20 protein-coding genes are annotated in these 20,303 nt (G+C 53.4%); 16 read left to right on the top strand and 4 right to left on the bottom strand.

Annotated elements, in window-relative coordinates:
• Positions 1-46: 46 nt before the first annotated feature.
• Entirely contained in the window at positions 47-811 is a 765-nt protein-coding gene (locus tag PUT07_RS18220; protein ID WP_274469777.1) for an AIM24 family protein, read from the bottom strand.
• A 103-nt stretch (positions 812-914) separates the two neighbouring features.
• Positions 915-1,421 (bottom strand): DUF6022 family protein, encoded by a 507-nt coding sequence (locus PUT07_RS18215; protein ID WP_274469776.1) that lies wholly within the window; start codon positions 1,419-1,421, stop codon positions 915-917.
• 154 nt (positions 1,422-1,575) lie between these two features.
• Here PUT07_RS18215 and PUT07_RS18210 point away from each other — a divergent pair, with 154 nt between their 5' ends.
• The 5 genes from PUT07_RS18210 (at position 1,576) to PUT07_RS18190 (ending at position 4,794) form a co-directional block, all read left to right on the top strand.
• On the top strand, positions 1,576-2,289 hold the full coding sequence (locus PUT07_RS18210; protein WP_274469775.1) for a MerR family DNA-binding transcriptional regulator: 714 nt from the start codon (positions 1,576-1,578) through the stop codon (positions 2,287-2,289).
• Between the two features lie 33 nt (positions 2,290-2,322).
• Entirely contained in the window at positions 2,323-2,832 is a 510-nt protein-coding gene (locus PUT07_RS18205; RefSeq protein WP_274469773.1) for a GNAT family N-acetyltransferase, read from the top strand.
• Between the two features lie 20 nt (positions 2,833-2,852).
• The gene (locus tag PUT07_RS18200) at positions 2,853-3,566 is read left to right on the top strand and encodes a gamma-glutamyl-gamma-aminobutyrate hydrolase family protein (RefSeq protein WP_274469772.1); all 714 of its coding nucleotides are present in this window, start codon (positions 2,853-2,855) and stop codon (positions 3,564-3,566) included.
• A 95-nt stretch (positions 3,567-3,661) separates the two neighbouring features.
• Positions 3,662-4,018 (top strand): VOC family protein, encoded by a 357-nt coding sequence (locus PUT07_RS18195; RefSeq protein WP_274469771.1) that lies wholly within the window; start codon positions 3,662-3,664, stop codon positions 4,016-4,018.
• A gap of 290 nt (positions 4,019-4,308) precedes the next feature.
• A complete protein-coding gene (locus PUT07_RS18190; RefSeq protein WP_274469770.1) occupies positions 4,309-4,794 on the top strand; it encodes a CcdC protein domain-containing protein in 486 nt (161 codons plus the stop codon).
• Here the strand turns inward: PUT07_RS18190 and PUT07_RS18185 are convergent, their stop codons facing one another.
• Complete coding sequence (locus PUT07_RS18185) at positions 4,795-5,826, bottom strand: stalk domain-containing protein (RefSeq protein ID WP_274469769.1); 1,032 nt, start codon at positions 5,824-5,826, stop codon at positions 4,795-4,797.
• 188 nt (positions 5,827-6,014) lie between these two features.
• Here PUT07_RS18185 and PUT07_RS18180 point away from each other — a divergent pair, with 188 nt between their 5' ends.
• The 11 genes from PUT07_RS18180 to PUT07_RS18130 all read left to right on the top strand — a co-directional run bounded on the left by PUT07_RS18180 (position 6,015) and on the right by PUT07_RS18130 (position 19,669).
• Positions 6,015-6,218 (top strand): hypothetical protein, encoded by a 204-nt coding sequence (locus PUT07_RS18180; RefSeq protein ID WP_274469768.1) that lies wholly within the window; start codon positions 6,015-6,017, stop codon positions 6,216-6,218.
• A 140-nt stretch (positions 6,219-6,358) separates the two neighbouring features.
• The gene (locus PUT07_RS18175) at positions 6,359-7,468 is read left to right on the top strand and encodes a DUF3626 domain-containing protein (RefSeq protein WP_379239967.1); all 1,110 of its coding nucleotides are present in this window, start codon (positions 6,359-6,361) and stop codon (positions 7,466-7,468) included.
• Positions 7,469-7,542: 74 nt separating this feature from the next.
• Complete coding sequence (locus PUT07_RS18170; RefSeq protein ID WP_274469765.1) at positions 7,543-8,550, top strand: DUF3231 family protein; 1,008 nt, start codon at positions 7,543-7,545, stop codon at positions 8,548-8,550.
• Positions 8,551-8,881: 331 nt separating this feature from the next.
• A complete protein-coding gene (locus PUT07_RS18165) occupies positions 8,882-10,003 on the top strand; it encodes a glycoside hydrolase family 88/105 protein (RefSeq protein ID WP_274469764.1) in 1,122 nt (373 codons plus the stop codon).
• Positions 10,000-11,607, top strand: coding sequence for a glycoside hydrolase family 43 protein (locus PUT07_RS18160; RefSeq protein ID WP_274469762.1), 1,608 nt, complete (start codon positions 10,000-10,002; stop codon positions 11,605-11,607). The genes PUT07_RS18165 and PUT07_RS18160 overlap by 4 nt, the downstream gene beginning before the upstream one ends.
• Complete coding sequence (locus tag PUT07_RS18155; RefSeq protein ID WP_274469760.1) at positions 11,604-13,046, top strand: glycoside hydrolase family 28 protein; 1,443 nt, start codon at positions 11,604-11,606, stop codon at positions 13,044-13,046. The genes PUT07_RS18160 and PUT07_RS18155 overlap by 4 nt, the downstream gene beginning before the upstream one ends.
• A gap of 204 nt (positions 13,047-13,250) precedes the next feature.
• Positions 13,251-15,599: a helix-turn-helix domain-containing protein gene (locus PUT07_RS18150; protein ID WP_379240347.1), complete on the top strand. Its 2,349-nt coding sequence runs from the start codon at positions 13,251-13,253 to the stop codon at positions 15,597-15,599.
• A 306-nt stretch (positions 15,600-15,905) separates the two neighbouring features.
• Positions 15,906-16,868 (top strand): ABC transporter permease, encoded by a 963-nt coding sequence (locus PUT07_RS18145; protein ID WP_274469757.1) that lies wholly within the window; start codon positions 15,906-15,908, stop codon positions 16,866-16,868.
• Between the two features lie 27 nt (positions 16,869-16,895).
• Complete coding sequence (locus PUT07_RS18140; RefSeq protein WP_274469756.1) at positions 16,896-17,768, top strand: carbohydrate ABC transporter permease; 873 nt, start codon at positions 16,896-16,898, stop codon at positions 17,766-17,768.
• 88 nt (positions 17,769-17,856) lie between these two features.
• Complete coding sequence (locus PUT07_RS18135) at positions 17,857-19,377, top strand: extracellular solute-binding protein (RefSeq protein ID WP_274469754.1); 1,521 nt, start codon at positions 17,857-17,859, stop codon at positions 19,375-19,377.
• Positions 19,378-19,402: 25 nt separating this feature from the next.
• A complete protein-coding gene (locus PUT07_RS18130; RefSeq protein WP_274469752.1) occupies positions 19,403-19,669 on the top strand; it encodes a hypothetical protein in 267 nt (88 codons plus the stop codon).
• Between the two features lie 432 nt (positions 19,670-20,101).
• On the opposite strand, the gene PUT07_RS18125 is transcribed toward PUT07_RS18130, so the two are convergent.
• The coding region (locus PUT07_RS18125) for a hypothetical protein (RefSeq protein WP_274469750.1) at positions 20,102-20,303 on the bottom strand (202 nt) is incomplete at its 5' end.

Raw genomic sequence — 20,303 nt, 5'->3', positions numbered from 1 at the left:
GCAATGGCCGCCCAGGGATAACCCCGCCAGCGCAGCCATTGCTTCTTCACTTATAAGCGGACAGCGGGGCCAGCCAAACGAGACCGGTTCCCCGGTACACATTGACGAGTCCTTCGCCGGATGCCGCGGAACCGAGCAGCGATTTGCCCGACCGTTCTACCGTAAAGTCCAGCGAATGCGACCACATCATGGCGAAATTCCCGTCGACGCGGAGCGTATCGTTCTTCAGTTCCACAATGACAGCCTCCTCCGCAGGAATCGGCGCCTCTACGACGAGCACACCTTTACCTCGGGCGCTGAGATTGAACAGGCCTTCACCGCCGAGAGCGGCGGAAGACAGATTTTTGCGGGATACGACCTGGGTTTGGAGCGATGTCTCGCAGGCCAGGAACAGCCCGTCATCCAGCACGATATGGTCATTGTCGACGTCGATCAGCCACAAATATTTGTAGGTCGGCTCCATCATGATGGTGCCTTGACCCCGGTACACGGGTTTGACGGCACTTTCTCCGGTTACGGCGCCTGCCACAAGATTGCGGAGCAGGCCGCCCGCGCCTCTCACTCCAGAGGTCATCTCGATATTGCCCACGTAATACTGCATCGCGCCAGCGCTCATCATGATTTCCCCATTCAGTTCGATCATGACTTGTCTCTTCTTCATATTGCTCTTGGTCATGTAGAAGTTGGCTTGTGCGTCGGCAAGGGTGGTGCTGCTCAAATCCTGTTGATACTCGAGCACGCTGAAAGGTCCCAGCTTCTCTTTGATGACGACGTTGTTATTGTCCGTTAAATTACTAATGGTGAATGCCATATGAATGCCTCCGTCTTAAGATTGGCGATTATCGCAGCTCTCTATCATTCAGGCGAAATCTATCACATTCATACGAGAATCAAAGAAAAAAGTTACAAGAAAATCAAGTTTGGGGTCGCTTGCCTTGTTTATGAAGAATGGCGGATACGATGGCGCGGCGTTCCGTTTCTGCGAAAGCTTCGAACTTGGGCTGCTCCGGTACGTTGAATTCCAGGTGAGAGTGGGCAAATGACAGAACGAGCGTGCCGATGGGACGGTTATGCCGATTGTTCAGCACAATCCAAAAGATTCGCATTTCATGCCCGGGACTGCCCCATTCGGCTTTCTCCATCGAGTCTCGAAAATTAAGGCATCCCGCAATAACGAAATCTTCAGCGCCGGGAGGTTCTGCGTGATGAAATCCGCAGCGCTCCAGCTGCTGCCATGCCTGCGGGATAAGACGCTCCAAATACATCCCATAGGTGGAATCCTCTAATTCAGGGAACAAAGCTGCGAGCTCTTGAACATTCGCCTGAAATACGTTCCTCCAGCTGTGCTCTATATAATCGGATAAAACTGCGGCCAACTGGCCGATCGACATGTCTGGATTTACTTCATTGAGCATTCGCATATACGTATACCTCCAACGATTTATAGTTTCAGCTAGATTGTATAACATTCAAGCAAATGCGAAGGTTTTGCCATTTTCATGTGGAATATTATGGTCATGCCAGTTACGAACCTTACAAGCTGTTTAGGCATGCATCCTTATCGAGGGGGATTTCATGAGCCGTATGAGCCGCACCTTACGTCCGGCGGAAATCGCTAACCAATTAGGCATCAGCACCAGCTCGCTCAGAAATTACGAAGCAAAGGGCATTGTCCCTCCAGCCAGCAGGGCTTCCAATGGTTACAGGGTCTATACGGACGAGCATATCGCTTATTTCACATGTATTGTCGCCATGTCGCCGGGGTTCGGGATGGAAATCACCTCGGAGGTGCTCATCCTGCTTCAGCGCCAAGAGCTGGGGGCGGCGCTTTGGCTGATCAATGCGGCCCAGGCAGCCACGCATGCGGACAAGCTTGTGCTGGAGGAAGCCGAGGGATTGATGAGTAAGCTCGCTCTAAGCGGAAGCGCAGAGCCGGGATGGATGACGATCGGAGAACTGTCCGCAACGGCAGGTATCCCGACTTCGACGCTTCGGTATTGGGAACAAGACGGATTAATCGCCGCGGCGCGTCATGAAAACAATAACTACCGGAAGTATGACAAGTTCCAGGAAGTGAAAGTATGGATCCTGAAATCGACGCAAAAAGCCGTGTATTCCGGCGATACAGTCCGGCTTAAACAAGCGGTCCGAGGCCTTCCAGCCGGACATTGGCAAGCCATGGAAGCGGTGATTGCAGCTGCACGGGCAGCACTAGCTGAACGTAACCGGGAGCAGCTAAGAGGGCTGCATAGCTTGCATAATCTCTGTTCGCGGCTTAAGCTGGTTTGAATGATTTGAATTCTCAAGAGGAGGAGACCGATTGTGATCGTCGTAGAAACCGAGAGACTCATACTTCGTCATCAAACCGTCCAAGACGCGGCCTTTATTCTTGAACTGCTGAACGACCCGTCCTGGATTCGGAACATAGGCGACAGAGGTGTAAGGACGCTGGAGGATGCGCGGACCCATATTATCGACGTCCCGATGAATGCATATGCCGCTCTGGGCTTCGGTTTTTATTTGACCGAGCTAAAGGATGGAGGCATCCCGCTGGGCATTTGCGGATTGGCGAAGCGGGATTTCATGGAAGAGGTAGATATCGGGTTTGCTTTCCTGCCCAGATATTGGGGGAAAGGATACGCCTATGAAGCTGCTTCCGCAGTAATGGGTTACGCCAAAGAAGTAATCGGATTAAAGCGTCTGGCCGCGATTACGGCGCTAGATAATCGTCCTTCAGCAAAGCTATTGGAGAAATTGGGGCTGAAGGATGAAGGGACCATTCCCTATGCGGGTACGGAGGAACAAGTCCGCTTGTTCGCGGTAGATCTATAAAGAAATTAGGGGGGCTTACTGTGAGAAAACCGTTGATCGGCGTTTTACCTTTAGTGGATACGGATAAAGACAGCTACTGGATGCTTGCGGGATATATGAAAGGCATCGAAGAGGCCGGAGGCATTGGGGTTATGCTGCCCATGACAGCGGACCCGGAGGTCATCCGAACGTTAGCCGGAACGTTTGACGGCTTTCTTTTTACAGGAGGACATGATATCAATCCGGAGCTATACGGTGAGGCAATCGATGGTGTGTGTGGAGAACTGTGCGAGGAACGGGACGTGATGGAGAAACTCCTGTTCGATGAAGTGCTGAAGCTGGATAAACCGGCCTTCGGGATTTGCCGCGGCTTGCAATTGTTTAACGCTTTGCTCGGAGGAACGCTGTATCAGGATATTCCTGCGCAGCGAAGCGCCGGCAAGCTAATTGCGCATAAACAGCAGCCTCCGTACAGTGAGCCCGTTCATGCCGTCGTCATAGCGGATGGAAATCCGTTATATGAGATTGTCGGTAAAGAATCTCTGATGGTCAACAGCTATCACCACCAAGGCATCAAACAATTGTCGGAGCAATTGCAGGCCGTCGCCTATGCGGAAGACGAATTAATCGAGGCGGTTGCCATGCCCGGCAAGAAATTCGTGATGGCTGTGCAATGGCATCCTGAGTTTTGTTATCAAATCGATGAGCCCAGCTTCCGGTTGTTCGCTGCATTCGTGAGCGCTTGCGGGCAATAACATACAGAATGGGCGCGCTTGACAATGCAGTTTCCTTATTCTACCAATCTATGCTACACTAGTGGATATTCTGGCATATAAGGAGATTGAATGGCATGAGTCCGATTTCCAGTAAAGCAGGAGCTATTTTCATCCCGGTAAGCAGCATCATCGATGCGCGCGAATGGTATTGTTCGCTGCTAGGTTTGGAGCCTTCATTTGAAATTATTAACGGCCATCTGTGTTGCATTCCCTTCGATAATAACGGCTTGAATCTGATCTTGGACAGCCGCATTTATAACGAGGATACTTACTTCAGAAGCCCGGCGTTTCATTTTAACGCGGATGACATTCATCAAGCGTATCAATTCGTCCAGGACCGTCAGATCGAGCTTGTTACAGGTATCGAGCATGGGCATTGGTTTAATATCAAAGACCCGGACGGCAATGTGTTGATGATTTGTAAATGCTAGGGTTACACAACGGTCTTGATATTGAAATTATTACGCGTTTTGCGAGTCTAACGGACTGGAAAGCCGTCATCTGCGCCTACCCTGATGGACATGGGGAATATCGGGCAGATAACGGCTTCTGTGTCCGTTAGATTTTTTTATGCGTATAGAATGGCGAATAACGGCGTCTCAGTCCGTGATCGGGCTCCGTATGACAAAGGTCACCTTAATTCGGTGACCTGATTCACTGTCGAACCGTTCCCCGAGAGAGGATAATAGGATTCATAATAAAACCTCTAAGGGAGTGTTCGATGATGAATTCAACCATATCGATGGCGGTATCGGCAGTAATCTTTTTCTTTATTTTACGCGGGCAATGGAGCGGGATGCGCAAGCCGCTTGGCAAGTCAGGCGCAGCGCTGTTACTGCCAATCGTGTACATTTCCACATCGTTCATGCAATTGTTCGATCCTTCTCTGCATATTCGCGAGGAGCAGGTCATTCTGTCGCTTATCGTGGGAATGATCATTTCCATTCCGCTTATCAAGACGACTAATTTTGAAGTGCATGATAACGGAGAAACGTTTATTAAACGCAATCATACCGTTTTCGTCCTGTTGATCGCGATCTTCGCGCTGCGCTTCATCGCCATTGCGACAATCCACGCCATAGAGCCAAGCACGCTTAGCTTTATGTGCAATCTAATCACATTCGGCTATATCGCAGCTTGGCGGGTGGCTAGTTTCGTGAAATTTCGCATGGTCAGCTCTTCCAAGCCAACCATGTTGAATGCTTAGCTAGAATAATCGCTTGGCTTTTACAAACCGTTTCTTCCATTTGTCATCAAAATCAGCGATATGGACGCCAAGTTCTTTGGAATACGTATGGAGAATCTTGCCGTCCCCGGCATAAATGCCGACATGCCCGATATCGAGCCCGCGGGCGGTGAAGAAGAGCAGGTCACCCTTGCGAAGCTCGTCAAGTCCGACATCTTTCCCTACCTCGGCTTGTTCGTAGGAGACTCGCGGAAGGTCGATGGATAACGCCTCCTTGAACAAATATCGGACGAAGGAAGAGCAATCGAACGTGGCGGTTTGACTGGAGGAAGCGCCGAATTCGTAAGGCGTTCCCAAGAATTTGACGCCAAGCGCGATCAGCTCATCGGCTTTCTGTTCGGCAAGCGCCGGAGCGGCGTAATCGGTGTACTGCGGGTCGGCGGAGAGGAAGCCGATGGCCCCGTCTTTCGTCTGCACCTCCAGCCAATTCGCGTTCAGCTCTCGAATAACATGGATGTTCTCCTTCTTGGGTATCATTCGGAGCACTTGCGAACCGGTATTCGGAGCGTCCCTCAGATTGACGCCATATTCGATAGCCGTTTCGTAGCTTTTGGCCGAAGAAATTGTAATCGATCGGTCATAGTCGTGCCACTTGACGAGATTGCCGAGCGTTTCGCTTATTAAACGAAGCGGAATCATCGTGTTGCCGGCAATAATTTTGCCGGAGATGGGCATGTCGAGTGTTTGTTTATTTTTGGATGCCGTCATGGCGCCGATCTGGTATGTAAACTCGATGTTATCTTTCACTGCGGTAACGGTGCGGGTCGTCTCGTCCCAAGACACCTTGGCGCCTTCCGCTTCAAAAATGGCGCGCAGCGGAACAAGGCTGTAGCCGTCTTCGATGACGGGCGGGGTCTCGAAGGACAACAGACGGCCGTCCAGGTAAACGGATGGATTGCTGTCCGCCTCCGCATGAACGACGGCACCAGGCAGCAGTCCGGTCATAAGCGCTATACAAGCGGCTCCGGTTTGGAGCCCTTTTTTTATTTTCATGATATCTGCTCCTAACAAGTTAACTTATACATGTATAGACGCAGCTTAACGCTGGAGGGTTGCCATCCAATTTGTGGAAAAGGCCATTGCATAGATATAGGTGCAGACGTTCGGCTCATTATGGGGTAAAATGGTGAGAGGAATGATCTTATGTACCATAACAGCTTAGAAAGGGTTGCTAATTGAACATGAAGGACATGGTGAGTCTTTCCATTGGGGGTTCGTATGTCGTCGAACCGGATAACCCTAGAAAGACGAAGAATAGAGGCAGAAACTGTACAATCCTTGCCTTTGAGCTAGTGGATGATGAGTTGGAGGTACGCGTCGTCTTTCACGACACGAATCGGGAAGCTTCTCTGAAAGTGAGCGATTTGAAGGCGATTACGGAGTGAACACACACACCGAAGAGATCACTCCAGCTGCTTCGAAATAAGGACATATAAGAACAAGCTCCCTCATTTGACGATGAGGGAGCTTGTTCTGCTGTTTGGTATGTTAGAATCAGGATAACGCACGTACAGGAGGTATGCATATGAGTGAACTGACCAGCGCCCAGCTCCAAGCGATGGAACACATCACGCGGTACGCCAGAACGCGACAAAAAGAGGCGAAGCGGGTCATAGATGATATCCTGCAGATGTCCAATATATCCAGGGAAACCTATGAAGAGGCGGTCGCCAAGCTGAAGTCCCGGGCTCGAATTGCGCTTCATTTTCATCCGGACCGACCGGCTCCGCATCATCGCAGTGTAGCCGAAGCGCTGCTCGAGCAGGGGCACTATAGGAGCCAGTTCGAAACCGGGATCTCGAGCGGGAGCGTATCCGCTTATCCGGGAGGAGCCCGCGATGTCTGGGAGGCTCGAATGTTCGGAGGCGCCTATCAGGCCGAAGGCGTATCGAACGGCCAACGCCCCAAGTACGGTGCGCTCGCACTTTGGCCGCATCCGGATGGGCCGGCTCCCAGGTTCGGCTCGTGTTACTTCCTCCTCTCGCCCAAGACGGCTGCACGCAGCACCTATACGTATCTGGATTCCCACCAAGACCCGAAGGAAAAAGGAACGTATGCGGAGTTTGACGATATCACCGCCGCACTCTTGAAGGATGCATTCTTCGAAGAACGCGCCATCGGAGAGAAGAACACGAGCCCCCGCAAGCTGATCGATCAACTGCTGAACGGCCTGGAGCAGCCATTCCAAGCTGCTGCGGCCATGAAGCCTAGCCGCAATCTGAATCATTACATAGAAGCTCAAGTTCATGGCACGATTGATTTGCAGACTGACGTCGATATGCTGGTAGCGGATCCATCCTTCAAGACGGCGCCGACAGGCCGAATATTGGAACAGCTATGCTTCAAGTACGGCATCACGCTGTATTGGCATAGGGGATTCGCCATCCGTGCGGAAGATGTTCCTGCGGATTTCCGAGGTCCGAGCATGCCCTCGCTGGCCAGACGGATTGCGGTGAACGGACGCGTCGATGCGAGCGCCATCGGAGCTGCGGCGCTTGATTTGAAGAGCCGTCCGGAAGCTTGGCTTGACCGGGGCTGCTATGAAGACGCGGTTCAGGAATTGAAATATATGTGGCATATCTTAGTCCGTTACGGTGACGCTGCCGGGCGAATTGGCGACCAGGGATCGTCATAACTTTCGTACGCTTCTTTGTGGATATTATTTCCCGCATAGGAAAGAATATTGCTAAAAACAAAGGAGCGTTGTACATGGAAGCTCACAAAATCCCCTTGACGTCATCCGAAATCGGAAATTTGTGGATGGCTTATCAAGAGAAAACAATGCTGCTCAGATTTCTGGAATATTTGCGTGAACATGCCGACGATGCCGACGTTCAGCGAATTATCAATTTCACATACGAAGGCGCGCAAGGATTTGTAAATGAAATAACGCAGCTCTTCCAAGCGGCAGGAGCCGCGGTACCGATTGGCTTTACGGCAAACGATGTTCATCCGGGTGTTCCCAAGCTGTTCGACTTTCTATATGAGCCGATGTTTCTGCACATGCTTAGCAAAATAGAAGTCAATCTGTTCGCCCTGCATTCTACGATGTCTTACCGCGAGGACGTCAAAAAGCTGTATAGACAATTAACGGCGCATTCCCAAGACGTCTTTGATCAAAGCTCGCAATTGCTGCTGGATAAAGGCGTGCTCGTCCGTCCTCCGTTCATGTCCATGCCTACGGAAGTCAACTTCATTAAAGACGAGAGCTATCTGACCGGGTTCAAATTGATCGGAGAGACGAGATCGTTGAATGCGATCGAAATCTCGCTTCTCCATCATGCCATTGAGACGAATTTGACCGGCATGCAGTTGATGATCGGCTTCGCGCAAGTGGCCAATGATCGGGAAGTGAAGAACTATTTCATCAAGGGGATGGAATTGTCCAAAGATGTGGAGACGACGCTGGGCGAGTTTCTGCGCCGCGACTACATCGAGCCGCCGGCTACGCACGCAGGGAAGGCAACGAATTCTACCGTGTCTCCGTTTTCCGACAAGCTGATGATGTATTTGACGAATCTGCTGGGCGCATTCGGCCTCGGCAGCAACGCGCTCGGCGGAGCGTTCAGCTTGCGCAGCGATTTGCCGCTGACGATGGCTCGCACGGCTCAGAAGATTTTGCCTTTTTTGAAAGAAGGCGGGGAGCTTATGATTAAGCACGGCTGGATGGAGGAGCCGCCGCAGGTGGAAGATCGCAGGAAGCTGACGAGAGCGTGAGGGAAGCATACAGGCAAGAACCCGGGACTCCATGAGGAGCCACCGGGTTTTTTTATTCCTGCAGACAGCGAATAGTCTTCAAACAACTAGTTAAACTCGTCATGGGGTCCTTTTTGGCAGGTAAAATGCGGGGAATGTCCGTTACATATGCAGGATGCAACCAATGTGCCCGAAGCAACCTGTTCACCCGGGCCATGCTGTGGCTCTCGGTTTCAATGCCGCTCTAGCGAACTGGTTATCTCAACTGCATAGGCTGACATGCCATCTTCGAGCATAATAGCTGTAGTCACGGACGATATGCTGGGCAATAAGGGGAAGGCGGGAAGAGCAGATGAAGGAATCAGGGAATTGGTCAGTCAAAACGGCACAAACGATCATGGGCAACACAAATGAAAGAGGTTACCATCCGGAAATAGAGCAGCGCTGGATGTATGTGAACGGAATGACTTTGAAAGCCTTGCTGAACGTCGGGGATCTTACCGGGGATGAAGCTTATGTGGAATATGTCCGGAAGCATATGGATTTATTCGTTCAGGAGGATGGTTCGATTCGAACTTACACCTTGGAGGATTACAATCTGGATCAGATCAATCAGGGCAAGGCGTTGTTCGCGCTATGGCGGAGAACGTCCGAGCCGAAATATGCCGGGGCGGCGGCTAGGCTGATCCGGCAAATCAAAGGGCATCCGAGAACGAGCGAAGGCGGCTTCTGGCATAAAAAGATATACCCGTACCAAATGTGGCTGGACGGGTTATATATGGCGACTCCGTTCATCGCCGAATATGCCAAAACATTCGATGCACCGGAGTTGTTCGACGAAGCGGCTAGGCAGCTGCTTCTGGTCGAAAAGCATACGCGGGATGTCACTACGGGGCTGCTGCACCATGGCTGGGACGAGAGCCGTGAACAGCGTTGGTGCGATCTCGATACAGGCAAATCGCGGCATTTCTGGTGCCGGGGCATGGGCTGGTATGCGATGGCCCTCGTCGATGCCTTGGAACACTTTCCGGAGGAGCACCCGCAGCGCGGAACGATCATCGGCATTTTCGAACGGATGATGGGGGCGCTTGCACGGGTGCAGGATCCGAACACAGGACTATGGTATCAGGTGCTGGACCGTGGAGCGGACGGAGCCAACTACTTGGAAGCATCGGGGAGCAGTATGATTGTCTATGCGGCAGCCAAAGGCGCGCGTTTGAAATATCTCTCCGGTTCCTTCCAAACGGTCGCGCACAAAGGGTATCAAGGACTGCTGAACGAACTAGTAACAGAAACACCAACAAGTGTTCATGTGCAAGGGATTTGCCATGGTGCTGGACTGGGCGGTAATCCGTACCGGGACGGCAGCTATGAGTACTATTTGGAAGAAGCGGTTGTGAGAGATGTGCTGATGGGCATGGCGCCGTTTCTGCTTGCCAGTGTAGAGATGGAACGAGGAGGAGATCGCAAGTGAGTATCAGTGAAAGCCTAATAAAGCCGGTATGGTTCGCCGATCTGGGCGACGGCACGTACCGCAATCCGATTCTATGTGCGGATTATTCCGATCCCGACGTCATTCGCGTCGGAGAAGATTTCTATATGACGGCATCGAGCTTCGTCAGTTCGCCGGGACTGCCGGTTCTTCATTCCAAAGATCTCGTCAACTGGTCGTTGATCGGACATGCCGTTCAGCAGCTGCCGGGCGGATACGATGACCGGGTTCGACACGGCGACGGCGTATGGGCTCCGGCCATACGGTACCATGACGGCCACTATTGGATCTACTTCAGCGCACCGGATGAAGGCATTTATATGACGAAGGCCGTCCATCCTGCGGGGCCTTGGTCACCGCTTCACATGGTCAAGGAAGTGAAAGGCTGGATCGATACCTGCCCGTTCTGGGATGACGACGGGCAGGCATATCTCGTGCATGCATTTGCCCGCAGCCGCTGCGGCATTAAGAGCATGCTGCAGATCTGCCGGATGTCGGCGGACGGCACTGCGCTGCTGGACGATGGTGTCATTGTGTTCGACGGGACCGAGAGCCATCCGACGATTGAGGGGCCGAAGCTGTATAAGCGCAATGGTTATTATTATATTTTTGCTCCTGCCGGAGGCGTCTCCGTCGGTTGGCAGACGATACTTCGGTCCAAGAACATCATGGGGCCTTATGAGGACAAGATCGTGCTGCATCAAGGCGATTCTCCGGTCAATGGTCCGCATCAAGGAGGCTATGTGGAGCTGGAATCCGGCGAATCGTGGTTTCTTCATTTCCAAGATAGAGAAGCCTACGGACGCATTGTTCACCTGCAGCCGATGGCCTGGGAGAACGATTGGCCGGTTATGGGGATTGACGCGAATGGCGACGGGATCGGCGAGCCGGTTCTCGTGCACAAGAAGCCGGACGTAGGGCGCTCTTGGCCGTTGGCCGTACCGGAAACAAGCGATGAGTTCAACGGGCAAGAGCTGGGCTTGCAGTGGCAGTGGCAGGCGAACTACCGGCGCGAGTGGTACTCGCTGAGCGAGAACCCGGGGCACCTGCGGCTATTCGCCTATGAGCTTCCTGCAGGAAGCGCAACGTTGTACGATGCGCTGAACGTCGTCTGCCAGAAGCTTCCTGCCCCGCAATTCACGGCGACGGCATCCATCACGCTCTCTCCCGGATTCGGCAGGCAGGACGAGATGGCCGGCTTGACGGCGTTCGGGCATGCTTACCGATATGTGGCAGTGCGGCGCTCGGAACAGGGGCTCGAGCTTATCCATGTGGAGGGCCGGGGCGACAAGGAATCGTCGAATGAACAAGTCACGGACCGTGCCGGACTTCCCGCAGACGTGCACACAGTGTATTTGCAAACAACGGTCGTTGAGGAAGCCGTCTTCAGCTTCGCCTACGGTCTGGACGGCGTAACCTTCGCGAAGATCGGCGGCGAATTCACAGCGGAACCAGGCCATTGGGTCGGCGCGAAGCTGGGATTGTTCTGCTTGCGAAGCGGCGGCGGGGAACAATCGCCGGAACGAGCTTATGCAGACATCGACTGGTTCCGATTCAGCGATACGAATGGAGGAATGACCGAATGACCACGCATACAATAAACGGTTCTTGGACCATGCCGGAGGTGCTCCTGCCTCAAATTCCGGACCGCAGCTTCTTGTTGACGGATTACGGAGCCATCGGCGACGGGTTGGCGGATAATACCGAAGCCTTTCGGCGTGCCATCCGGGCATGCTCCGAGGCTGGGGGCGGGCGAGTTATCATCCCAGCCGGCGTATGGGTAACGGGACCGCTTAAGCTGGCCAGCAGGCTGGAGCTGCACACGGAGGCAGGCGCCGTCGTATTGTTCACGAAGGATTTCACGCAGTATCCGCTGGTGATGTCCACCTTCGAAGGCATTCCGACGGTGCGCTGTCAATCCCCGCTCGACGCCGAAGGGCTGGAGCATATTGCGCTGACGGGCGCAGGCGTTTATGACGGCAACGGAGAAGCCTGGCGGCCGGTCAAACGTTGGAAGATGACCGCGCCGCAATGGGATAAGCTCGTCCAATCGGGCGGCGTGACGGATCACGACGGGGAATTCTGGTGGCCCTCCGAAGCGGCCATGAACGGGAGAGCGCAGACGGAGCAGCTTGTCCGGGAAGGGAATCACGATCCGGCTGCATATGCACCTTACCGGGACTATTTAAGACCGAACCTCCTGAGCTTCCGCAAATGCAAATATGTGCTGCTGGACGGTCCGACGTTCCAGAACTCGGCCGCTTGGTGCCTGCACCCGTGGGCATCGGAGCATGTAACGATTCGCCAGGTGACGGTGCGCAACCCTTGGTTCGCCCAGAACGGAGACGGACTGGATCTCGATTCGTGCCGGTACGCCCTCATCGAGAATTGCACATTCGATGTCGGCGACGACGCGATTTGCATGAAATCGGGTAAGGACGAGGCCGGCCGTGCATTAGGCATGCCATGCGAGTATGTCACGATTCGGGGCTGCACCGTGTATCACGGACACGGCGGTTTCGTTATCGGCAGCGAGATGTCCGGCGGCGTGCGGCGCGTTCGGGTATCGGACTGCACGTTCATGGGAACCGATATCGGTCTGCGGTTCAAAAGCGCCCGCGGCCGGGGTGGCGTGGTCGAAGAGATCGAAATCAGCCGTATCCGGATGACACAGATTGCGGGGGAGGCGATCTCCTTTCATCTGTTCTATGCAGGCGTGGAAGGGTCGGGCAGCGCCCATAACGATGTGCATCCCGTCACGGAGGGCACGCCGATTTTCCGCAACATCGACATTCGCGACGTCGTCTGCACCGGTGCACACACGGCGCTGATCGTCAACGGTCTGCCCGAAATGCCGCTAGCCTCCGTACGCCTCAGCAACTTCCTGGCAACGGCGGAGCGGGGCGTCATCGCCCACTATGCGGATGACCTGCTGCTGGAAAATGTACGTTTGCAAACGAGCGAGGAGCCGGCTATTCAGCTGCATCATTGCCGGAATGTGCAGCAGATAACCAATGCGCTTTAGATAACCTGATTGCTCGCGGATAGCTTGCATGCTTGGCCAAACCCCTTATACTATAAGGGGTTTTTCGCCGTGGATGCATAAAGTTATCTGCAACACATAGTCAGTTACAGTTGATTTTGATAATGTAAGCGATATCACGAGTGTGATTGTCTTGATGGGTCGTAACGAATGTGCAATACTTGTAATATTTCGTATTGGAAGGTTGTGTGGATCTTGCACAAATATTTGCTCCGGCTTCTGGGATTCAGTTTAATCCTAGGTGCGCTTCCAACCATTTTTATCGGGATCGCTTCTTACTATATTGCGACGCGGGATGTTGAACAGAAAGTCAATGAAGCCAATATGCAGCTGCTGCTGCAGACACAGCTTCGTGTGGAACAGACGATCAAGTCGCTCGAGGTCACGTCCCTGCAATTCATCAATTCTTCGCTTGTGCGGGAAGTGATGAACGAATCGCTGACGGGGGAGGACTTCATCCGGGTGCGGGAAGTGATGACGGGGCTGTACAATCTTCAGTCCAAAGCACTCATTAGTGAAGCTTATCTCGTCAATTTCGAGAAAAACTGGGCGGTTACTCTAGACAAATTGAAGCAGGCCGACCGTCTGGACAATTATAAGGAATTGATGCTGTATGCAGGGCAGCCCGAGAGCATGTTCTGGAATACGAGCCTGCTTGAGCGAGCACCCGAACCCATTGGGGACGAGCAGGGGGACGGCAGCGGACCAACGGACCGCCCGGCAGCTGCGGACAGGCTGAGTCTCATTTACAAAATTCCGGTCATTCCGAAAACCGGTACCCCCAAAGGGATGCTGGTCGTGCAGGTTCCAGCGGATGAAATTCGGGGTGGTCTTTCCACCAACAAGCAGCTGGGAACGAACTATGTGCTCGACCAGCGGGGCAACGCTTTTCTGTCGAAGCAGGAAGACCAAACGGCATATTTGGGAATTAATGCGATGATTAAAGAGCGGTTGAACGGAGATCCGGACAAGCGGGGCTTCTTCAAGGCCAAGCTCGGCGATGAGCAAGTAGGCGTCACGTACCTGTCGTCCGGTTATAATGCCTGGACCTTCGTCTCGGTCGTATCCATTGCCGATATGACGCAAGCCAGCAAGAAGATCGGCTTGCTTACCGGGGCAGCCTGTGCGCTCATTTTACTGTTCGTGCTCGCGATAGCCTTCTATGGAAGCAAAAGAATGTATTCCCCTATCCGCAATTTGCTGGAAGTGACGAGGTCTTACGAGGTGGAGCCTGCTGCGGAGCAGACGGCGGCCAGAACGGACGAGCTGGCGTATATCCAGCAAAAGTTCCAGTCGCTCGCGGTTTCGCGCGGACGGCTGGAGAAGCAAATGCAGGGCCAATCGGTTCATTTGAAAGAGTTCTTCGTGCTTAAGCTGTTCACCGGGCAAATCTCCGACGATGATTTCATTCATCGCGCTCCTATGTACGGATTTCCTACGGATTGGAGCTCCCTCGGCGTCATGACGCTGCAGATCGATCAACTGCAGGAAACCAGGTACGGAGAGCAGGACCGCGAACTGCTGCTCTTCGCCATCAATAATATTGTCGGCGAATTGCTGCCCGTCCAAGCGAGGTTCAGTCCGATTCTGCTCGGTGAATCGCAGGTTACCCTGCTGAGCCTGGATACCTTGGATCCGCAGGAGCTGAAGGAGCGCTGCTATCGGACAGCGGAGCTCATCAAATCTAATGTGAGCCAGTACTTGCAGCTGCAGGTCAGCATCGGCATCAGCAAGCCGTACCGGAAGCTGTCCGAAACCGTCAAAGCCTACGGCGAGAGTCTCGCCGCCTTGAAATCCCGCATTTCGCTGGGACCGGACATTATCGTTCATTTCGAAGACATTGAAAGCAGCGAACGCGCCGAATCCGCCGTTTACTCGCATTTGAAGCTGATGGAAGACCAGCTGCTGCAAGCGTTGAAGGACGTACAGCCGGACAAAGCGATGGACGTGTTCCAGACGTACTTGTCAACGCTGCTGAACAAAGACGGCTTCTTACATGAGCATCACATCCTGCTGCTGCAGCTGATGTCCCGTATTATAACCGTTGTGCAGGATCAAGGCATTTCGGTGAAAAAGGTGCTGGAAGGCGATTCCGCCGTAGAACGGCTGCTGAAACTTCAAACACGGGAAGACATCGCCGTCTGGTTCCAGAGCAAATTGTTCGTCCCGATCATGAATATCCTGTCGGAGAAGGCGGATACGCAGTATTTGAACATCGCCGACCGGTTGGTTCGGATGATTCAAGACCAGTACGATCAAGACCTTACGCTGGAGTCGTGCGCAGCGGCGCTCAATTTCCATCCTGTGTACTTAAGCCGTGTGTTCAAGAGGGAGATGGGCATACCTTTCAGCGATTATTTATCCGATTACCGGATGAATATGGCCAAGGTGATGCTGGAAACGACAAGCCTCAAAATTTCCGAGATCGGCGAGAAGCTGCAATACAAAAATATCAGTGCATTTATCCGCAATTTCCGCAAAACATTCGGCATGACGCCGGGCAGTTACCGGGAGCTGCTGGAGAACAACAAATGAGCCAAGAGCCGTTTCCTTCTGCGATGGTCAATCGCGAAGAGGGCGGCTTTTGTCGTTTCAGTGTGATCTAATCTCTAGTTACGCCAAGGCGATTGAGCGTCAGCGGCTTCGCTCCCGCCGGCGTGCCCGGGTTTCCTGTTGCACACACGGGGTTATGCAGGAGATATCGCAAGCGTCTGCAAGCGGGCTGGAGAGGGCTGTCAGCCTGAGCGGAGCACAAGTTGTCTGCTAGGTATTTCTATTCATGTGAAGCTGGTCAATAATCAGGGCATATCGGTTTTCCGAGCTGGAAGGAGAAGAGAGAGCATGAAGGAGACAGCTATACCATCAGCAGCGCCCGCATCGCTTGGGCAGAAGCTGCGCAGAAGGGAATGGGTCAGGGATGTAATCAGAGATAAATGGCTCTATTACATGCTGCTGCCCGGGGTTGCGTATTTTCTAATCTTTAAATATGTGCCGATGTACGGCATTATTATGGCTTTTCAGGACTACAAGCCGCATCTGGGATATGCGGATAGTCCTTGGGTCGGTCTGAAGCATTTCCAGCGGTTTTTCAGCGAGCCGCAATTCTGGATGCTTTTTCGGAACACGGTCGTTCTGGCTATCTATAATCTGGTCTTTTTCTTCCCATTGCCGATCGTACTTGCGCTGATGATGAATGAGGTTCGCAGAGAGCGCTTCAAACGGTTCGTGCAAACGCTGGTGTATATTCCCCATTTCGTATCGTGGGTCGTGGTCGTCGGTATATTCTACATGCTGCTGACAACGGAAAACGGCATTCTTAATGAACTATTGTTCAATTTAACGGGACACAAAATCGCTTTCCTCATGGAGCCGGAATGGTTCAGAACGATGATCGTCTCGCAGTCTATCTGGAAAGAGGTCGGCTGGGGCACCATTATTTTCTTGGCGGCGTTGTCGGGCGTCGATCTCCAGCTCTACGAGGCGGCGAGAATGGACGGCGCGGGAAGATGGCGCCAGCTCTGGCACATTACGCTGCCGGCCATTTCCAGCACGATCGTCATCTTGCTTATTCTGCGGCTGGGGAACTTCCTCGACGCCGGGTTCGAGCATATTTTCCTCATGCTGACGCCGACGAACCGCGAGGTCGGAGAAGTGTTCGACACTTATGTGTATATGAAAGGGTTAAGTCAAGGCCAATACAGCTATAGTGCGGCTGTCGGCTTATTCAAATCGCTGGTTGGGCTGCTGCTCGTTCTGGGCTCCAATTGGATGGCAAAAAAATTCGGTCAAGAGGGCGTCTACTGATGCCGCTTGCGATGGAGGTTGCACGACATGCATTACGACAAAACGCTTGGAAACCGCATTTTTAACATTGTGAATTACAGCTTGCTGCTGATTATCGCGCTGGTCTGCGTGCTGCCGTTCGTATACGTGCTGGCGGTTTCATTCACGAGTCCCACCGAAGTGGCCAAGGGCGGCATCATATTGTTCCCCAAAGAATGGTCCTTGTCGGCGTATAAATATATTTTCTCCACGGATACGCTGCTTCGCAGCTTAGGGGTCTCCATCTACATCACGGTAGTCGGTACGATTATCAATCTTATTTTTACGGCGCTTATGGCGTATCCGCTGGCCAAATCGAAGCTCAGAGGCCGCCAAACGATCCTCCTTGCCGTGCTGTTTACGATGCTGTTCAGCGGGGGCATGATCCCTACGTATTTCGTTGTGAAAGGACTGCATCTCACGAATACGTTATGGTCCTTGATGATTCCGAGCGCCATTAGCGCATTTAACCTGATTGTTCTCAAAAACTTTTTCCAACAAATTCCCGACGGGCTGGAGGACTCGGCCAAAATCGACGGCTGCAACGATCTGGGCGTATTGTTCCGCGTTGTGCTGCCGCTCTCCATGCCGGCTATGGCGACGTTCGCGCTGTTCTATTCCGTTACGCATTGGAATCAGTTCTTCAATGCAATTCTGTACATTAACGATAACGCCAAATGGCCGATTCAAGTATTGCTGCGGGAAATCATCATGCTGGCGCAGAGCCGCATCGGCGATTCCGGGTTTGATGAAGCCGAGATTCAACCGCTGACCATCCGGATGGCCGTCATCGTGTTCGCCACGCTGCCGATTCTGCTCGTGTATCCGTTCCTGCAGAAGCATTTCACGAAAGGCGTCTTGCTCGGCTCGGTCAAAGGCTAGCCTATTTACACTCTGCCTGTTTTCGCTAGAAGATAGGCGGAGATTGAAAATAGAGTATAATATAGGGATAACGAAAGGGGAAAGCTCGATGAAAAGAAATCAAGTAGCTCTGACGATGGGAACGGTGCTGCTGCTGTCCACGCTGCTGTCTGCGTGCGGAGCCGATTCCAACGGGAACGAGGCGCAAAGCACGGCCGCTGCGGAGGATACGAAGCCGTTTCCGCTTACGCTGGTCGTCAATCAGGTCGGCGAGGTGCCGGCGAAGGACAATGACATCGAGAAGGCGATCAAATCTTATACGAATACGGATCTGCAAATTCAATGGATTCCGGCTTCCGCCTATGACGAGAAGGTGAACGTCATGATCGCATCGGGCGAGCTGCCGAAGCTCATCAAGCTTAATTACAGCAACCCGAGCATGATCAGCTCCTTGAAGTCCGATCTGTTCTGGGAAGTCGGTCCTTATCTCAAAGATTACAAAAACCTGCAGGCCCAGAACAAGCTGTTCTACGACAATATAATGGTCGACGGCAAACTGTACGGCATTCCGCTGTACCGTGATCTGGGACGTGCCGTCATTCATTACCGCAAGGACTGGTTCGATGCGCTGAACCTTCAGTCGCCCAAAACATTGGATGATTGGTACAATGTGATTAAAGCGCTTACGCTGAATGACCCTGATAAAAACGGCAAAAACGATACGTACGGCCTCATGCTGGAGAAAAAATACAACCAGGATGTGAGCTCCACACTGACGCGTATTTCGGTTTCCCAAGGCGGACCGTCCAAGTGGAAAGTGGAGAACGGCGTGTTTACGCCGGAGTTTGTGACCGAGCCTTTCTTTGAGACGATGAAATTGTTCAAGCGCTTGTATGATGAGAAGCTGATCAATCAGGATTTCCCTGTTGTGGATACGACAGAGGTGGATAAAGCTTATGAATCCGGCCGCGCGGGCATTCGAATTTCAGGCGGTAACGCGCAAAGCTGGCAGGACAAAATCGTGAAAGTCGTGCCGAACGCAGTCATCGAAGCGGCTGCCGTCGAGGGCGCGAGCGGACGCCGCGTTCCGGGCGAGAGCGGCAATGCAGGCTTCCTGGCGATTCCCAAATCTTCTGTCAAAACGGAAGCGGAGTTCAAGAAAGTGTTGGCCTTCGTAGACAAGCTGCTCGATCCGCAAATGGCGAATTTGATCGTCAAAGGCGTGGAAGGCAAGCACTACGCGGATAAAGGAGAGTTTACCGAGCCGCTCGACCGCGAAGCCGACTTGAAAGAAGTGAAGCCTTACCGGGATACGCTGCCGCAGCGTGGCGAAAGCTACAACATCACGAAGATGATGAAGCAGCCGGATCTGTTCCGCCGGAGTCAGAAAATCGGCCAAACGAATGAGCAGTATATCGTGCCGAATCCGGCGTTGACGCTGAACTCCGCGACATTCTCCGAACGGGGCAAGGAGCTCGAGCAGATGATTACGGATGCCGAAACGAAGTTCATTATGGGTAAAATCGATGAAGCGGGCTGGAAGGCTGAAATCGAGAAGTGGAAAACGGCCGGCGGCAGCAAAATGATTCAAGAGTATCAAGAATCGTATGCGCAGAGCCAGAAGAAGTAATTGAAAAAGGAGTTGAGCGGCTTGTTTGCGCTCAACTCCTTTTTGTGTTGGCCGGGGGCTGGCGGCCGGCCGGGATGGCGAGTGCCGGGGCTGGCGGGACGCGGGTGCCGCGGGTGCCTCGAGCGGGCAGGACGAGAGTGTCACGGGCGGGGCGAGAATTTCGCGGGCAAGGCTGGTTCCGCGAGGCGCAGCTAGCCCACCCAGTCCCGGTCAGTCCTGGACGGGCACGGCAGCGGCTCTAACGGACACAGCGGCGCTTATTCGGCGGAAATGGGCCGCTTTCAGACGCTAACGGACACCAGTGCTGTTATTTGCCCATTATAAGCGTGATATCGCCTCGAATTGGGCAAATAAGGTACGTGGTGTCCGTTAGAGCTCTGTCGAGGCGGCTACCGCGCAAATAACGGCAGCTGTGTCCGTTAGCCTCGCGCCTCCGCCTCCACGCGCACCTTTCTTCCGGCCGCCAACCGGTCCAGGCTGGTTCCGCGAGGCGCGGCTAGCCCACCCAGTCCCGGTCAGTCCTGGACGGGCACGGCAGCGGCTCTAACGGACACAGCGGCGCTTATTCGGCGGAAATGGGCCGCTTTCAGACGCTAACGGACACCAGTGCTGTTATTTGCCCATTCTAAGCGTGATTTCGCCTCGAATTGGGCAAATAAGGTACGTGGTGTCCGTTAGAGCTCTGGCGAGGCGGCTACCGCGCAAATAACGGCAGCTGTGTCCGTTAGCCTCGCGCCTCCGCCTCCATAGGCACTTGCGCCTCGCTCCCCGCCGCTGCTCCCGCCGCCGCATCCGCTCCCGCATCCGCTCCCGCATCCGCTCCCGCATCCGCTCCCGCATCCGCTCCCGCATCCGCTCCCGCATCCGCTCCCGCATCCGCTCCCGCATCCGCTCCCGCATCCGCTCCCGCATCCGCTCCCGCATCC

Origin of the sequence: Paenibacillus sp. MAHUQ-63 (assembly GCF_028765165.1) — a bacterium.
Lineage (GTDB): Bacteria > Bacillota > Bacilli > Paenibacillales > NBRC-103111 > Paenibacillus_E.
This window is presented reverse-complemented; position numbering and strand designations above follow the sequence as displayed.

Excerpts from the sequence above, each read along its gene's own strand:
- PUT07_RS18220 (WP_274469777.1), bottom strand. The coding sequence starts at position 811 with ATGGCATTCACCATTAGTAATTTAACGGACAATAACAACGTCGTCATC.
- PUT07_RS18215 (WP_274469776.1), bottom strand. The coding sequence starts at position 1,421 with ATGCGAATGCTCAATGAAGTAAATCCAGACATGTCGATCGGCCAGTTG.
- PUT07_RS18210 (WP_274469775.1), top strand. The coding sequence starts at position 1,576 with ATGAGCCGTATGAGCCGCACCTTACGTCCGGCGGAAATCGCTAACCAA.
- PUT07_RS18195 (WP_274469771.1), top strand. The coding sequence starts at position 3,662 with ATGAGTCCGATTTCCAGTAAAGCAGGAGCTATTTTCATCCCGGTAAGC.
- PUT07_RS18190 (WP_274469770.1), top strand. The coding sequence starts at position 4,309 with ATGATGAATTCAACCATATCGATGGCGGTATCGGCAGTAATCTTTTTC.
- PUT07_RS18185 (WP_274469769.1), bottom strand. The coding sequence starts at position 5,826 with ATGAAAATAAAAAAAGGGCTCCAAACCGGAGCCGCTTGTATAGCGCTT.
- PUT07_RS18180 (WP_274469768.1), top strand. The coding sequence starts at position 6,015 with ATGAAGGACATGGTGAGTCTTTCCATTGGGGGTTCGTATGTCGTCGAA.
- PUT07_RS18175 (WP_379239967.1), top strand. The coding sequence starts at position 6,359 with ATGAGTGAACTGACCAGCGCCCAGCTCCAAGCGATGGAACACATCACG.
- PUT07_RS18170 (WP_274469765.1), top strand. The coding sequence starts at position 7,543 with ATGGAAGCTCACAAAATCCCCTTGACGTCATCCGAAATCGGAAATTTG.
- PUT07_RS18165 (WP_274469764.1), top strand. The coding sequence starts at position 8,882 with ATGAAGGAATCAGGGAATTGGTCAGTCAAAACGGCACAAACGATCATG.
- PUT07_RS18155 (WP_274469760.1), top strand. The coding sequence starts at position 11,604 with ATGACCACGCATACAATAAACGGTTCTTGGACCATGCCGGAGGTGCTC.
- PUT07_RS18145 (WP_274469757.1), top strand. The coding sequence starts at position 15,906 with ATGAAGGAGACAGCTATACCATCAGCAGCGCCCGCATCGCTTGGGCAG.
- PUT07_RS18140 (WP_274469756.1), top strand. The coding sequence starts at position 16,896 with ATGCATTACGACAAAACGCTTGGAAACCGCATTTTTAACATTGTGAAT.
- PUT07_RS18135 (WP_274469754.1), top strand. The coding sequence starts at position 17,857 with ATGAAAAGAAATCAAGTAGCTCTGACGATGGGAACGGTGCTGCTGCTG.